The 15,108-nt window shown below is 38.2% G+C and carries 12 protein-coding genes; 9 read left to right on the forward strand and 3 right to left on the reverse strand.

Features of this window, described 5'->3' with window-relative positions:
* Positions 1 to 16: 16 nt before the first annotated feature.
* From IGI68_RS09795 to yihA, 5 genes are all read left to right on the forward strand, one after another.
* Complete coding sequence (locus IGI68_RS09795; protein ID WP_438732530.1) at positions 17 to 301, forward strand: hypothetical protein; 285 nt, start codon at positions 17 to 19, stop codon at positions 299 to 301.
* An 18-nt stretch (positions 302 to 319) separates the two neighbouring features.
* Positions 320 to 1,249, forward strand: coding sequence for a hypothetical protein (locus tag IGI68_RS09800; RefSeq protein ID WP_438732532.1), 930 nt, complete (start codon positions 320 to 322; stop codon positions 1,247 to 1,249).
* Positions 1,250 to 1,360: 111 nt separating this feature from the next.
* Positions 1,361 to 2,644, forward strand: a complete 1,284-nt coding sequence (gene tig / locus IGI68_RS09805; protein WP_071873761.1) for a trigger factor — start codon at positions 1,361 to 1,363, stop codon at positions 2,642 to 2,644.
* Positions 2,645 to 2,882: 238 nt separating this feature from the next.
* Positions 2,883 to 4,121: an ATP-dependent Clp protease ATP-binding subunit ClpX gene (gene clpX / locus IGI68_RS09810; RefSeq protein ID WP_438732534.1), complete on the forward strand. Its 1,239-nt coding sequence runs from the start codon at positions 2,883 to 2,885 to the stop codon at positions 4,119 to 4,121.
* Between the two features lie 69 nt (positions 4,122 to 4,190).
* Positions 4,191 to 4,781, forward strand: a complete 591-nt coding sequence (yihA, locus tag IGI68_RS09815) for a ribosome biogenesis GTP-binding protein YihA/YsxC (RefSeq protein ID WP_071873763.1) — start codon at positions 4,191 to 4,193, stop codon at positions 4,779 to 4,781.
* Between the two features lie 38 nt (positions 4,782 to 4,819).
* Here the strand turns inward: yihA and IGI68_RS09820 are convergent, their stop codons facing one another.
* From IGI68_RS09820 to IGI68_RS09830, 3 genes are all read right to left on the reverse strand, one after another.
* Complete coding sequence (locus IGI68_RS09820; protein ID WP_273232362.1) at positions 4,820 to 4,990, reverse strand: SPJ_0845 family protein; 171 nt, start codon at positions 4,988 to 4,990, stop codon at positions 4,820 to 4,822.
* Positions 4,991 to 5,016: 26 nt separating this feature from the next.
* Entirely contained in the window at positions 5,017 to 5,463 is a 447-nt protein-coding gene (locus IGI68_RS09825) for a hypothetical protein (RefSeq protein ID WP_273232365.1), read from the reverse strand.
* Between the two features lie 89 nt (positions 5,464 to 5,552).
* Positions 5,553 to 6,071 carry an HdeD family acid-resistance protein gene (locus tag IGI68_RS09830; protein WP_438732537.1) on the reverse strand — a complete coding sequence of 173 codons (519 nt, stop codon included), beginning with the start codon at positions 6,069 to 6,071 and terminating at the stop codon, positions 5,553 to 5,555.
* A gap of 304 nt (positions 6,072 to 6,375) precedes the next feature.
* Between IGI68_RS09830 and IGI68_RS09835 the strand changes: the two genes are divergently transcribed.
* The 4 genes from IGI68_RS09835 (at position 6,376) to addA (ending at position 14,837) form a co-directional block, all read left to right on the forward strand.
* Positions 6,376 to 6,855 (forward strand): hypothetical protein, encoded by a 480-nt coding sequence (locus IGI68_RS09835; RefSeq protein ID WP_071873766.1) that lies wholly within the window; start codon positions 6,376 to 6,378, stop codon positions 6,853 to 6,855.
* Between the two features lie 166 nt (positions 6,856 to 7,021).
* Positions 7,022 to 7,537: a signal peptidase I gene (gene lepB, locus IGI68_RS09840; protein WP_071873767.1), complete on the forward strand. Its 516-nt coding sequence runs from the start codon at positions 7,022 to 7,024 to the stop codon at positions 7,535 to 7,537.
* A 21-nt stretch (positions 7,538 to 7,558) separates the two neighbouring features.
* Positions 7,559 to 11,137, forward strand: a complete 3,579-nt coding sequence (locus tag IGI68_RS09845) for a PD-(D/E)XK nuclease family protein (protein WP_438732539.1) — start codon at positions 7,559 to 7,561, stop codon at positions 11,135 to 11,137.
* Entirely contained in the window at positions 11,130 to 14,837 is a 3,708-nt protein-coding gene (addA, locus tag IGI68_RS09850) for a helicase-exonuclease AddAB subunit AddA (RefSeq protein WP_438732541.1), read from the forward strand. Before IGI68_RS09845 ends, addA begins: the two co-directional genes overlap by 8 nt.
* Positions 14,838 to 15,108: the final 271 nt, after the last annotated feature.

Raw genomic sequence — 15,108 nt, forward strand, 5'->3', positions numbered from 1 at the left:
GACAGGAGGGATTTTGATGCAAGAATATAATCAAATGACATTAAAAGAATTAAAAATGGCGATTCAGCGTTTAGATGAAGCAAATGTACCGGATGATACGAAGGTCTTTATCGATACCGGTTGGGATAGTATTCAAGAAGTATTAACTGAAACAATTGCTTTAGAAAAAGCACAAATTTTTCAAATTGAAGATGAATTAAATGGGGAAATTTTTACGGGCTATAGTTTATTAGAAAAAGCGGCTAAAATGAAAGCCGATGGACCCATTGAAGAAGTGATTGTATTGAAGCATTTATACTAAGAAGGAAAGGTGAACGACGTGTCTGAGTTGATTCCATTCCCAGAAAAAGAAGAACAATTACTAGCGAGCGGGACCCGGAAATTATTGGCCCATGACTATCTAGCAGCGAAAAAGGATTTTGAAAAGTTATATGAACAAACCAATACGTTTGATCATGTTCAATTGTTGGTTGAATCGTATCGACTACTGGGAGACATTGAAAGAGCGCTCTATTACGCTGAAGAGTATCAAGCAGAGTACTTGGGGCAGGAGCAAACGTTAGAAAAATATCTCCATCTACTTCTATTAGATGAACAGTATTTAACCGTTCATCGTCTTTTGCAACAATATCCGAATGAAAAGGTGCAACGCGATTTACTTCTATTGGAAAGCACGCAAGATTTAATTGGCGAACAAACGTATCTTGTGAAAGAGTCTCAATTACAGTTATGGGATCAACAACGATTGCCGATTTTAGGTAACCAGTGGCACCAATGGTTAAAGCGCCTGTCTTTGACTCGGTTTGTTTCATTAGCACGAGCCTACCTCGTTCGGTCACAAAATCCATTTTTGTCACCGAAATTAGTCGAAATGTTACTGAGCTGTGGTGTCAAAGAAACGATTTTTGTTAAAACAATTGCGAATCAAGAAGTAGACATTGATCTTTCAAAGCTACAACCTTTAGCACAAACTCCTCAATTACAGTTACTTTTGAAATTAATCGCTGAAAAATGGGAAAACGACGATCCACAAATGGCGGAAGCAATCGCTTTAGAAGCCCAAGCGCACTTGGCGTTACTCTATCCTGTGTTGCCAGAAATTACCGCTATACCTGATTGGGCACAAAGTTATCATTTGGAATATCGCGCGATGTTTGGTGACGAACAAGCAACTATACAGCTTGAAAAATACCCTGAGATTCACGAAATAAAACAAATATTACGTGAAATTTATCAAGAGTTGTTTTAATCAAGAATTTTATGCTTATCGTGTTTACTTTTAACCCGGCTTAGTGTACTATTTAAAGGTATGCATAGAGTTATTTTATATGTAAATTATTAGTTATTCGGAGGGAAACACATGACTGCAAAATGGGAAAAAACAGCCACTAATGAAGGCGTACTAACATTTTCTGTTGATCAAAAAGAAATTCAAAAAGGCTTAACGGTCGCTTTTAACCGTGTAAAGAAAAACTTAAACGTACCTGGCTTCCGTAAAGGGAAAGTTAGCCGTACAGTTTTTGATCGTATGTATGGAGAAGAATCATTGTATGAGGATGCTCTAAATGCTGTTTTACCAGCAAACTACGATGCAGCAGTTGCGGAAGCGGGAATTAACCCAGTATCACAACCTGAAATCGATGTAAAAAGCATGAACAAAGGCGAAGATTGGGTCATTACTGCAAAAGTTACTGTAAAACCTGAAGTAAAATTAGGCGAATACAAAAACTTAACAGTTGCGAAACAAGATCGTGAAGCATCAGAAGCAGATGTTGATGCACGTTTAGCTGATTTACAAAAACAACACGCTGAATTAGTTGTCAAAGAAGAAGAAGCAGTTGAAGGCGACACTGTTGTTATCGACTACGAAGGATTCGTTGGCGAAGAAGCATTTGAAGGTGGAAAAGGCGAGAACTATTCATTAGAATTAGGTTCAGGTTCATTTATTCCAGGATTCGAAGATCAATTAATTGGTAAAAAAGCAGGCGAAAACGTGGATGTAGTCGTTACTTTCCCTGAAGAATACCAAGCAGAAGATTTAGCTGGTAAAGAAGCAACTTTCAAAGTAACCGTTCATGAAGTAAAAGCAAAAGAATTACCTGAATTAGATGATGAATTTGCAAAAGATATCGATGATTCTGTTGAAACATTAGCAGCATTACGTGAAAAATTCCTTGCTGAAATTAAAGACAGCAAAGAAGAAGCAGCGAAAGATGCAGTAGAAGAAGCAGCTATTCGTGCCGCAGTTGAAAATGCAGAAATCGTTGAATTACCACACGTAATGGTTCATGACGAAGTACACCGTGCAATGGATGAATTCCTAAACAATATGCAACGTCAAGGAATCGCTCCTGAAATGTACTACCAATTAACAGGTTCTACTGAAGCAGATCTTCATAAACAATTTGAAGGCGAAGCAGATAACCGCGTAAAAACAAACTTAGTAATTGAAGCAATTGCTAAAGCAGAAGGTTTCGAAGCAACTGCTGAAGAAATCGAAGCGGAAATCAAAGAATTAGCTGAAAGCTACAATATGCCAGAAGCGCAAGTTCGTCGTGTGTTGTCAGAAGACATGTTAAAACATGATATTACAATGAAAAAAGCCGTTGAAATTATCACTTCTACAGCTGTTGAAGCAGAGTAATTTAAACGAAGCATTAAACTGTCTGAGGGATTGTACTCAGGCAGTTTTTTCTTATGATTGATAATGGCCTAACGGAAGAAGACAGGGGCGATTGATTGCGTCGTTGTCTTTAGAATTCTTTAAGCCAATCGAATCAAAGGCTTTTGCTTTTAAATAAACTATGATAGAATGTGCAAAGATTGTTAAATTAAGCTTTTCTTTCACAATTTTTTAGAGAGAAAAACAAGGAGTGAACACCGTGTACGAAAATACAAAAGGAAATGATCCAGTACGTTGCTCATTTTGTGGAAAAGCACAAGAAGAAGTACGTAAAATCGTTGCTGGTCCAGGTGTCTACATCTGTGATGAATGTATCGAATTATGCAAAGATATTATTGATGAAGAATTTTATGAAGAAGCAGTTTTTGAGTTTATGGATGTTCCAAAACCAAAAGAATTGTTAGAAATTTTAAATCAATATGTAATCGGTCAAGATCGCGCAAAACGCGCTTTATCTGTTGCAGTTTATAATCACTATAAACGCGTGAATTCAGAAATGACAGAAGATGAAGTCGAACTTCAAAAAAGTAATATCTGCCTGATTGGTCCAACTGGATCAGGAAAAACATTCTTAGCTCAAACATTAGCGCGGAGTTTAAACGTGCCGTTTGCGATTGCAGATGCGACAAGCTTAACAGAGGCTGGCTATGTTGGCGAAGACGTTGAGAACATTTTATTAAAATTATTGCAAGCAGCAGATTATGATGTGGAACGTGCTGAAAAAGGCATTATCTATATCGATGAAATTGATAAAATTGCCCGCAAAGGTGAGAACGTGTCAATTACACGTGATGTCTCTGGTGAAGGAGTCCAACAAGCCTTATTGAAAATTTTAGAAGGAACTGTGGCTTCCGTACCGCCTCAAGGGGGACGGAAACATCCGCAACAAGAAATGATTCAAATTGACACCACGAATATTCTATTTATCGTTGGTGGTGCTTTTGATGGTATCGAAACAATCGCGAAAAATCGGATGGGTGAAAAAACGATTGGTTTTGGCGCTAATAACCAAAAAATTGGTGACGAGGAAAGTATGATGAAATATATTATTCCGGAAGACCTTTTAAAATTTGGTTTAATTCCTGAATTTATTGGTCGCTTACCAGTAATGGCAGCGTTAGATAAATTAACTGAAAATGATTTGGTTCGCATTTTAACCGAACCGAAAAATGCGCTTGTCAAACAATACAAAAAATTACTAGAACTTGATGAAACAACGCTTGAATTTGAAGAAAAAGCACTGCATGCAATTGCGGCAAAAGCGATTGAAAGAAATACTGGCGCTCGTGGCCTACGTTCTATCATTGAAGATATTATGATGGACGTCATGTTTGAAATACCGTCACAAGAAGAAGTGCAAAAAGTTGTGATTACCGAAGCAGCAGCTAAAGAAGAAGGGCAACCAGAAATCTTCTATAAAGAAAAAAAAGTCGGATAAACCGATAACAGATAGCCAGATTGGGTGTTTGCCAATCTGGCTAATTGTCTGAGAAAAGGAGTGAATCAAATGAACGTCCATTCAGCTGAAATTGTGATTAGTGCTGTTTCACCAGCGCAATATCCTGATACTCAATTACCTGAAATCGCCTTAGCAGGCCGCTCAAATGTTGGGAAATCATCATTTATCAACACATTAATTAATCGTAAAAATTTAGCAAGAACGTCTTCAAAACCTGGAAAGACGCAAACGCTAAACTTTTATTTGATTGAAAATGCCTTACATTTTGTTGATGTTCCTGGATATGGGTATGCAAAAGTTTCCAAAACAGAACGAGAAAAATGGGGCAAAATGATTGAAACGTATTTAGCCTCAAGAGAGCAACTAAGAGCTGTCGTTTCACTCGTTGATTTACGTCATAAACCTAGCGAAGAAGATATTCAAATGTATCAATTTTTGAAATATTACGATATTCCTGTCATTGTGGTCGCAACAAAAGCGGATAAAATTCCCCGTGGAAAATGGAATAAACACGAAAGTATCGTTAAAAAAGCACTTGATTTTGATAATAACGATGATTTCATCCTGTTTTCTTCTGAAACAAAAATGGGGAAAGAAGAAGCTTGGGCTGCGATTGAGCAACGACTATTCGCCGAATAATCAAATAAAAAAACAGAAAATCAAGAAGGGTGAAGGCCCTAGGCTTGATTTTCTGTTTTTTGTTTGTTTTCTTTTGGTTGAGGATTTAAAAAGCGCTCAATGTCTTTGTTTCGTTCTTCAGTGGTATTCTCTTTTTCTTCTTCTGGTAAAAAAGCAAAGTTTTCGAACATCTTATCTAGTGAATCCTCGCGTTGGAATTTTAATCCCATATTATAATGTCCTCCTTTTAGTGAACCTATTGCAATAAATAAGAATGTGACGCGGTATGATCACTTGTCTCATGTCTAAGGAGACGTTTATCAATCCGTCGAATAATTCCTTCTGTAGCCTCAAATGCAAGCATGTTTTTTCGCGCTTTTAATAAAATATCTTTTTCTTTCGAGTGTCGCTGATTGCGACGATACAAATTTGCAAGCCGTTCTACATACTCGTAGTGAGTATAATCCGTTTGTAAAATTAAAAATAGTAAAATATCTTCTGCTTTGTCAAAATCATTCGAAGTGTAATAGTTAATCGCTTCGCGGTAAAGTTTGATTTCAAGCTCATTTAACAGTTGAGCCGCTTTTTTCTGGGCTTTCCATTCATTAATGGATAGTTTACCGATAATTTCATCTTGATGATTATAAATGAATATCACGGGGACATCATTTGGATGACAGGTTTCTTTTGAAATTTTTTCCATCGTACTCACCTTCTTTATCGCTTACTTAAACTTACTATACTACACGAAACATGAAAATACTATCTCAAGATTATTCGTTTATCTTCGTATCATTTACGTAACGAAAATGAGCGAATGATTTCAGAAAGCCCCATAAAAATAAACACACTACCGACGAGGGTCATGATACTGGTAATCGCATTAAACATTAAAATGAAGCCCGCAATGATTAGGATCACGCTATAAAAGAGGAGTGGTAAGAAAGGTTGATTCATTTTTTTAAGTTCAAATACTTGGGATAGACGTAAAAAGCCATTGATTAAAATGAAAATTCCTAAAAAGATGGTTGCTAAAGTCAATAATGGTTTAGCTAAAGCCAAGATGAGTAGCGCAATCACCACCAAAAAGAGTCCTACGTACATTTCAAAACCAAATTGATTGCTACGGCTTTTTTCTCTCAAACCAGAAAGAATATTGATCATCCCAAAAAATGCGACGTAAATAGCAATCAGATAAATCAACCATTGTGTTAATTGCTGCGGATACAATAAGGCCAGTAGCCCTGTTAATAAGTAAAGTGTTGCTCGTAATAATGGATAACGTTGAAATGTTTGCCATCGTCTTTGCATTTTGAAGACCCCATTCTGTTTGTCTGTCTTTTTCTATATTGTAACAAATTATGTCCTTGTTATGTACGATTTGTCCGTATTTTAATTTGAATTTTACATATCTTATAAAAGAGATAATCTTTGAAGATTAGTGGAGATGACTAGCTAGGTTAAACATTTACATCTTTCTCATTTAACGATAGAATAGAAGATAGAAAGTCTTGTCAGTCATGTTTTTTTATCCGTTCAAAAACGATTGAATGAAGGACGGTTTCACTTGGCTAGGGCTACAAGAAGGCAGTTGCTTAGAAAGGAATGAATCGCGATGGATTTTTTAACGTTGCTCTTAAGTGTATTTACGCTTATCTTATATATTTATTTAACTTTACTTCATAAAGAATTGGTTTTCGTGACGAAGCGGAAATCAATGAATAGTATTTTTTTCCCTATTTTTGCGGCATTGCTTGTTTTTTCAATGTATCTTAGTGCCAGTTCATTCGCAGAACTCTTTCGTGGTGCGATTTCTGCGCTCGTCGTTTTAAGTTATATTTATAATAATCGCGGCTTGGCTAAAAATCGGATTGTCCTTCATTCGCTAGATAATAAGGGGGTTCAATACGAGGAGATTGACCGTGTTGTCATTCTTCATAATCTTCAAAGTAAAGAAATTAAAATTAATTTCTTTCGTAAAGGATTGCGTTTACCGCTCTTTCGTTTTAACCAATCATTGGAAGAACTATTGCCTTTTTTAACGAAGCGTTTGAAAAAAGGGACAACTATTGATATTATCTTAAACCAATCGTAAAAAAGACCCTGAATGCACATTTGTAGCGACCTCGAAAATAGACGGACAATCTATCTTTTGGGTGTCACTTTCCATTTGATTCAGGGATTTTCTTTTTTTATTCATCGAAAGACCATGATCCAAGCTGTGTTAGACTAAAAGGATCTAAAAAGAAAGGGGAGACCTGATGTTTCGTAAAAAGTTGATAAAATGGAGTCCAGTGATTCTGTGTTTATTGTTATTCATCGGTTTCCTGCGCTATATTGTTCCAGTAGTCGTCAAGGGCGATTCGATGGTGCCGAATTTAATGGAGAATCAACGGTTATTCGTCTTAAAAAGGCGACAGTTAGACCGATTTGATATTATTGTTTTTAGAGAAGAAGAAACCAATAAACCCTTAATTAAGCGTGTTATTGGCTTGCCGGGGGAAACGATCCGTTATGAGAATGACATTCTTTATGTCGATGGGAAGAAAATAGAAGAACCTTTTTTAGCAGATTTAAAAACGACGTTAGCTAAAAACACGGTTTTAACCGACGATATATTCGAGACAAGAATTCCTTATGATGCGTATTTTGTATTAGGAGACAATCGGAAAATTTCGCGCGATAGTCGCATATTTGGTGTTGTCATACAAGAAGAAGTGATTGGGGAGGTCAAATTCCGGTTTTGGCCACCGAATAAAATCAATCGCTTTCCGTAAAAAAGAAAAGGAGGGCTCAATTTGACCTTACAATTTATCATTGGTGGAGGAGAAACCAATCACCACGAGGCCGTTTTAGAGCAAGCATCAACATGGCTAGAAACTTCAGGTCACGAAGTTTTTTTTCTAGTGCCAAACTATAATAAGTTTGAAAGAGAAATGGAACTATTAAGTGGTTTAAAAAACAAACGGAACCAAGTTCATTTTAGTACCATTCATAGCCAAGTCTATAGTTTTCATCGTTTGGCTTGGTATTTTCTACAAAGGACCGGGAAATTAGGAAAAGAACAAGTCAACGAAGCAGGTGCGTTGCTGCTGATGCGTAAAGTACTTTCGCAAGTAAAAGAAGATCTCCTGCTGTATCGCAGAGAAATTGAGCAAGGTGGTTTTGTGGCGCAATTGCTTGAGTTATACCAAGAATTTCAAATTGGGAATGTGCAGTTAGAGGATTTCTTATTCACTTCATCAGAAACGGGGATGACGAAAGCGCCACGAGAAAACGACGTTCAGATGAAGTTGCGCGAATTACAGCTGATTTTTTCGGTCTACGAACAAGAATTAATGAAGCGTGAATTAGAAGTTTCCCAACCATTATCTCTTCTAACGCAGTATTTACAGGAATTGGATAACGATTCCTCAACGGGTGAGAGTTCGTTAACGAATACGTTATTTATTATTAGTGGCTTTTCTAGTTTTTCAGCGCAAGAGCAATCACTCGTTCAAGTATTAATGGAGAAATCGAATGTTTGTATTGATTTGTTAATGGATCGACCCAATGATCAGACGGATCCATTAGACCTTTTTTATGAGGGAAAAGAAACGTATCAGCTTTTGAAGACATCTGCGCAGCAACAAAAAATCCCTGTCTACTTTGATAAAAAAGCCCAAATCTTAACAGAAGTTGCTCCAGGATATCATGCGTTAGCGTCGTATTGGCAAAAAAGCCAGCAACAGCATGAGCTGCTTAATGAAAGAATCGATGATTTTGTTGAAATCTGGCAAGCCCAAACACCGAGTGAAGAATTAAGACAAATCGCCGTTGAGATTAAGCGTTTAGTAGTAAATTCAAAACACACCCCAACACCTTTGTCTTATCGTGATATCCAATTACTGACGTTGAATCCACAAGTGTATTATCCGTTGATTCCAACGATTTTTAAAGAAATGGCTCTTCCTTATTACTTAGATGAAAATAAAAAAATGGATCAGCATCCATTAGTCGAATTGGTTCAAGGGTTATTTGCGCTACCAAAATATCATTATCGCTTGAAAGATATTTTCCGTTTTTTACGTAGTGAACTCTATATTCCGAGCGATTGGCAACTATCTGAAAAAAACTGGCAGCAAGGACGCAATGCGTTTCGTCGCCAACTTGATTTAACCGAAAATGTGGCGTTAGCTCATCAATTCCAAGGAAATGCCTGGATCAAAGAGCAAGATTGGCAGCTCATCGCCTATGATTTTGAAGCGGAGCAACTAGAAGATACCAAAAGATTAACGGAAGAAACCAACCAAGTCCGACGAGCTTTTCGTCGGGATATCGTTTCGTTTGCGACGCGCTTAAATAACGCTCAAACCATGACGCAAGGTGTGACTCTTTTTTATGAATTTCTAGTAGATAACGGAATCGAGCAACAATTAATTTTTTGGCGTAACCAAGAAGTTGAACGCGGGAATTTAGAAGCTGCGCGTAATCACGAACAAACGTGGGATGCCCTCATGACGTTATTGGATCAGTTTGTTGAGATTTACGGAGAAGAAACCTTTGAACTCAGTTTGTTTGAAGATATGTTAACAGCTGGCTTAGCCAATTTACAATTCGGGAAAATTCCCACGGCGATTGATCAAATTCAGATTAATCCGCTTGATTTAGCAAGACCGCTTCAAAGTAAAATTACGTTTGCAATTGGGCTTGACGAAGGAAGCTTCCCGCGCAAAGTGGAAAATAAGACCTTGTTGTCAAGTGATGAACGGACGTATCTAAATTCTTATTTACCACCAGAACAATTCATTCGCGATCATCATGAAACCACGATTCGTAATGAACCTTTTGTTGCCTATAGCGTCTTCTTATCAGCGAGCCAAAAAGTATATTTGACGTACGCTAAAAATCAAGATGAGAAACAAAATATCCAAGCTTCGCCTTATGTGAAACGGCTGATTCAGTGGTGTCACGTGCCTGAACAAAGACGCGACACGTTAACCTTAGCGAGTCCTTTCACGCATCATATTGGTTCGTATCGTGGCCTAGTGCGCCAACTAAATAGTATTCATCGTCAAGTCCAAGAAGAAAAAACGATGTTACCGAAACCGTGGCGCGTCTTACAAGAAGCCTTATTACAATCTTCATATGGACCGCTTGCAAAAAAAGTATTAGCCAGTCAAGTGAAGAAAAATATTCCTCAGCCGTTAACAGCTGTCATGGCACAAGCCTTATATGGGCAAGATCTCTATACGTCTGTTTCTCGGATGGAAACATTTTATGAATGTGAATACAAGTATTTTGCGAATTATGGTTTGCGTCTAAAAGAACGCGAAATTTACGGCTTAAACGCGTTAGTAACCGGTGAGTTTTTTCATGATGTCTTAGATCGCTTTTTACATTTAGTCTTGCAAGAAGGGCAACAGTTGACTTCTTTGACCGAAAATCAAAAAAATGACTTTGTCGATCGCGTCTTAAAAGAAGTCTTTGGCTTGCAGCAGTACCATGTGCTAGACGCTTCGCCGCGAATGCAATTTATTCGCTATCAATTAGCCAAAACGATTGAACGTGTGACGTGGGCGCTGCATAAGCAAAGTGATAAAACGGCATTGCACCCACAAAAAACGGAAGTCTTGTTTGGTCAAATTGGCAAAAATGTCGGCATTCCAGGATTAGAGCTTTCGTTAAATGAACAAAGCACCTTGTACGTTCGTGGGAAAATAGACCGCATTGATACGGCGGAAGCAAACGATGCGCTCTGGCTGTCAGTGATAGACTACAAATCAAGCAGTCGCCAGTTTGATCTCACGGAAGCCTACTTTGGTTTAGCGATGCAATTGATTACTTATCTCGATGTGGCACTAAGAGATGCGACACAACTCTTAGGAATTGGCGAACAACAGATTAAAGCCGCTGGAGCGTATTATTTCCATGTGCATAATCCTTTGATTGATCCAAAAGAAACGCAGGAAGAAGAGCGCTTAAAAGCCTTTAAATACAATGGTCTTTTTGTCGATGATCAAACGGCATTTGAGCTTTATGATCAATCGATTGAACCGTCGAAGCATTCGGTATTGTTTCCTTTGAGAAAAAATAAAGAGGAGGTCATTACGAAATCGAAAAAAAATGATGCCCGTTTTTATACAGAAGAAGAAATTGATTGGCTTCGTAAACACAATGAGAAGAATTTGGTGCATGGAGGCCAACAGATTTTATCAGGAGAAGTGAAGCTCAATCCTTATTATAAGGTTAAAGATAAAAAACGAGCGTGTGAATTATGTCCGTTTCGCAGTGTTTGTCATTTTGATGTGATGCTAAAAGAAAATCAGTATCATCGAATTGAAAAACTTGAAAAACAAGAAATTATGAAACGGATTGGAGGAGAAGAAGATGAGTAAGATTCCTTTAAAACCACAAAATGAGACGTTCACTGATACCCAGTGGCAAGCGATTTTTGACGAAGGCGATCATTTGTTAGTATCTGCTTCGGCAGGTTCGGGTAAAACAACGGTCTTGGTTCGGCGGGTCATTGAAAAATTAAAAAGTGGCACTAATATTGATGAGTTATTAATTGTGACGTTTACCGATGCGGCAGCGCAAGAAATGAAAGAAAGAATTCAAGTAGCGTTACAAGCGGCCGTCAATCAAGAAAGTGATTCTGAGCGTCGTAATCACTACGTTCGCCAGTTAACCTTATTACCAATGGCGCATATCTCGACGTTGCATTCGTTTTGTTTAGCGGTCATTCGCCGTTATTATTATTTGTTAGGAATCGATCCGGTCTTTCGACTCATGTCTGATGAAACCGAGCGCCTCTTAATGAATGAAGAAGTCTGGGAAGCCTTACGTGATGAAAAATATGAAGCAAAATCGGATATTTTTTATCGTTTAACCGAAAATTTTTCAAATGACCGCTCAGATGAAGGCTTAACCGATGTTGTGATGAATTTGCATCGCTTTGCCCAAGCGAGTCCGAATCCCAAAGCCTGGTTAACCAATTTAGCCAATTTATATCAAGCAAGCGATGATTTAAGTCAAAATCCCTTGTATATTGAGTACTTAAAACCGGTTTTTGTTCACCAATTGCAAAATGCCAAGCAGCAATTACAAGTCAGTTTAGCGACGCTTAGTCAACAACAGGGGTTTGATAAATTAGTGGCAGTGCTTGAAGATGATCAACAGCAAGTACTTGCCTTATTACAAGCACTTGAAAGTGATCAGTTAGATATGTTTTATCAGCTACTAGCAGCGCTCTCGTATGCTAGATTTCCGGGATATCGCAAAGCAGAAGAAAAAGAAGTCGCTCAGCCGATTAAAATTCAACGCGACGCAGTGAAAGCACGGCTGGATCATTTAAAAGAACTGTTTTCAATCCCACCAGAAAAAATGCTTGAATTAATGGCGGCAGCGAGTCCCTTAGTTGAAGAATTGGCGCAAGTGACACTCGCCTTTATGGACAAATTACAACAACGGAAAAAAGATAAAGCCGTTTTAGAGTTTAATGATCTTGAGCACTATGCGCTGCAAATCTTACAAGGAGAATCAGGAGAAGGTAGCGAAGCCTCCAGTTATTATCGTCAACAATTTAAGGAAGTCTTAGTCGATGAATATCAAGATGTCAATCGCTTGCAAGAGGCGATTTTATCTTGGGTGCGCCAAGCGGATGATCATCATGGCAATCAATTTATGGTGGGGGACGTCAAACAATCCATTTATGCCTTTCGTTTAGCCGATCCGACTTTATTTATTGAAAAATACTTAGCGTATGAAAAAGAAGAAAATGGGCGCCGCATTATTTTAGCCGAAAACTTCCGCTCTCGACCAGAAGTGTTACACTTTACCAACTATATTTTTCAACAACTAATGGATGAAGAACTCGGACAAATCCCGTATGATCAAGCTGCACAACTTATTCCAGGGTTTCCGCATTTTCCAAAAAGCGAATCATTCGCACCGGAATTATTGCTTTATGAAAAAGGATCCGAAGTGATAGAAGATCCCGATGAACTTTCGGGTGAATGGGGATTAGACGATAAAACAGAAGGCGAACTGCATATTGTTGCTTTAAAAATCAGAGAATTAATTGATTCGGAATTTTTGATTTACGATAAGAAATTAAAACAAGATCGCCCGATTACGTATCGTGATATTGTGTTATTAGCCCCTACAAGGAAAAATCATTTGACCATTTTAGATATTTTTCAAACATTTGCGATTCCACTCGAGATTAACGATGCCCAGAATTACTTTCAAGCGACTGAAATTCAAATCATCATTGCTCTTTTACAGCTGATTGATAATCCGTATCAAGATATTCCCCTAGCAGCTGTTTTACGTTCGCCAATTGTGGGATTAAATGAAAAAGAGCTAGCGACTATTCGTCTAGCGAATAAAAACAGTAGCTATTATGAAGCTTTTTTAGTGGCTTTAACGCAAGATACACCGTTAGCGAAACGATTACAAACGTTTGCTAAACAACTTGAAGACTGGCGGGAAATGGCCCGTCGACAATCGATTGCGACCCTTCTTTGGCAAATCTATGAGGAGACTGCTTATCTTGATTATGTGATTGGCTTACCTTCTGGTGCCCAACGTCATGCGAATCTAATTGCCTTAGTGAATCGGGCGGAAGCATATGAATCAAGCAGTTTCCGCGGTTTGTATCAATTCATTCGCTTTATTGAAAAAATTCAAGAAAAAGAAAAAGATTTAGCGCAACCTTTTGTGAATTCGGTGGAAGACTGTGTGAAATTAATGACAATTCACGGGAGTAAAGGCCTCGAATTTCCAGTTGTTTTCCTACTTGATTTAAACAAAGGTTTTAATAATCAAGATTTAAGCAAACGCTTTGTATTAGAAGAATCGCTAGGCGCAGGGATTCAATATATTGATGAGGAACGGGTGCGCTACGATACGTTACCATATCAGGTCATCCGCCAATTGCGTCTTGAAAAAGCCTTGTCTGAAGAAATGCGCAAACTTTACGTTGCGTTGACGCGGGCGGAACAAAAACTGTATCTTGTGGGCTCATATAAAGACCAGGCAGATGCTTATAAGAAATGGTCTGTGTCCTTGAATGAAGAAGCCTGGTTATTGGCGCAACCGATTCGTTTTACTCCTGGTGGGAATTTGATGAATTGGATTGGGATGACACTCATGCGTCACCCACTCATGCAAACTTTCTTTGACGATGAGGTCAATCCGATCAAACCGCGCCATCATGAAGCCATTTTTTCAATTGATTGGTGGGATGAAGCACGGATTAAGCAACTAACCGAAGCTCTTCAAGTCGATGCCTCTACTGGTAATGAAACAAAAGCAGAGCAAGAAGTCGATTTAGCACCGGTCTTCCAATTATTGGAATTTGATTATCCGTTAAAAAAATCAACAATGACGACCAGTTACCAAAGTGTTTCGGAAATGAAGCGCCTGTATAATGATCCAGATGAAAATGAGATTGCAAAACTAGCTTGGGAAAGTACATTCGAACAAAGTCAGCGACAGCACTACCGTTACGTAAGTGAACGTTTGACAAAGCCTCACTTTATTCAAGAACAGGCAATCGATGGCGCAGCCGTGGGGAGTGCAACCCATACTTTACTGCAATTACTTCCTTTGACGAATAAACCAACGTTAGCTGATTTAAAGCAGAAATTGCAAGAACTCGTCGCGAGTCATCAATTACCATTGGCGTTAGCCAAAAACATTCCATTGACGGACATTCTATGGTTTTTTGAAACGGACTTAGGAAAAGAAATCTTAGCGAATCCGGAGAAAGTGAAACGGGAACAACCTTTTTCGATGATTAAAGATGCCCGAGAAGTCTATTTAGATTTTGATGAGCCTGGTGCGGAGTTACTAGTCCATGGGATGATCGATGGGTACATTGAATATGCAGATGAAATTGTCTTATATGATTTTAAAACGGATAAGATAAACGGGAATAGTGCGGCGTTTCAAGCGAATTATCAGGGCCAATTACGATTATATAAAAAGGCACTAGAAGAAGCATTAGGCAAGCCTGTCACTCGAACGTTTCTCGTTGCTTTAAGTACGAATACCATTTTTCCCATGTTTGTTGATGAACTTCCCTATTGATTTCTGGGATTAAGTCTAGTACACTAGCAGTAATTCAATAGAAAAAAAAGCCTCGATGGAAAAGAGTAATTTGGTTGATACTAATAAGGGAGCACTGTCATAGACTGAAAGCAGTGTAAGTATTCGAAAAATGAAGTTCACTTCCGGAGCTTGCTTAGGGATAAGCCGGTTATCTAGTATAATCGTTAAGAAATAAAGTGCATAGTTTTTTTAAGCTGTGAATTAGGATGGTAACACGAGAATTCGTTCCTTTGGATAAAGGAGGACGTTT

The organism is Enterococcus sp. DIV1314a, from assembly GCF_051713805.1.
Taxonomy (GTDB): Bacteria; Bacillota; Bacilli; order Lactobacillales; family Enterococcaceae; genus Enterococcus_I; species Enterococcus_I aquimarinus.

Excerpts from the sequence above, each read along its gene's own strand:
- IGI68_RS09825 (WP_273232365.1), bottom strand. The coding sequence starts at position 5,463 with ATGGAAAAAATTTCAAAAGAAACCTGTCATCCAAATGATGTCCCCGTG.
- IGI68_RS09835 (WP_071873766.1), top strand. The coding sequence starts at position 6,376 with ATGGATTTTTTAACGTTGCTCTTAAGTGTATTTACGCTTATCTTATAT.
- yihA (WP_071873763.1), top strand. The coding sequence starts at position 4,191 with ATGAACGTCCATTCAGCTGAAATTGTGATTAGTGCTGTTTCACCAGCG.
- IGI68_RS09795 (WP_438732530.1), top strand. The coding sequence starts at position 17 with ATGCAAGAATATAATCAAATGACATTAAAAGAATTAAAAATGGCGATT.
- IGI68_RS09830 (WP_438732537.1), bottom strand. The coding sequence starts at position 6,071 with ATGCAAAGACGATGGCAAACATTTCAACGTTATCCATTATTACGAGCA.
- IGI68_RS09820 (WP_273232362.1), bottom strand. The coding sequence starts at position 4,990 with ATGGGATTAAAATTCCAACGCGAGGATTCACTAGATAAGATGTTCGAA.
- lepB (WP_071873767.1), top strand. The coding sequence starts at position 7,022 with ATGTTTCGTAAAAAGTTGATAAAATGGAGTCCAGTGATTCTGTGTTTA.
- tig (WP_071873761.1), top strand. The coding sequence starts at position 1,361 with ATGACTGCAAAATGGGAAAAAACAGCCACTAATGAAGGCGTACTAACA.
- addA (WP_438732541.1), top strand. The coding sequence starts at position 11,130 with ATGAGTAAGATTCCTTTAAAACCACAAAATGAGACGTTCACTGATACC.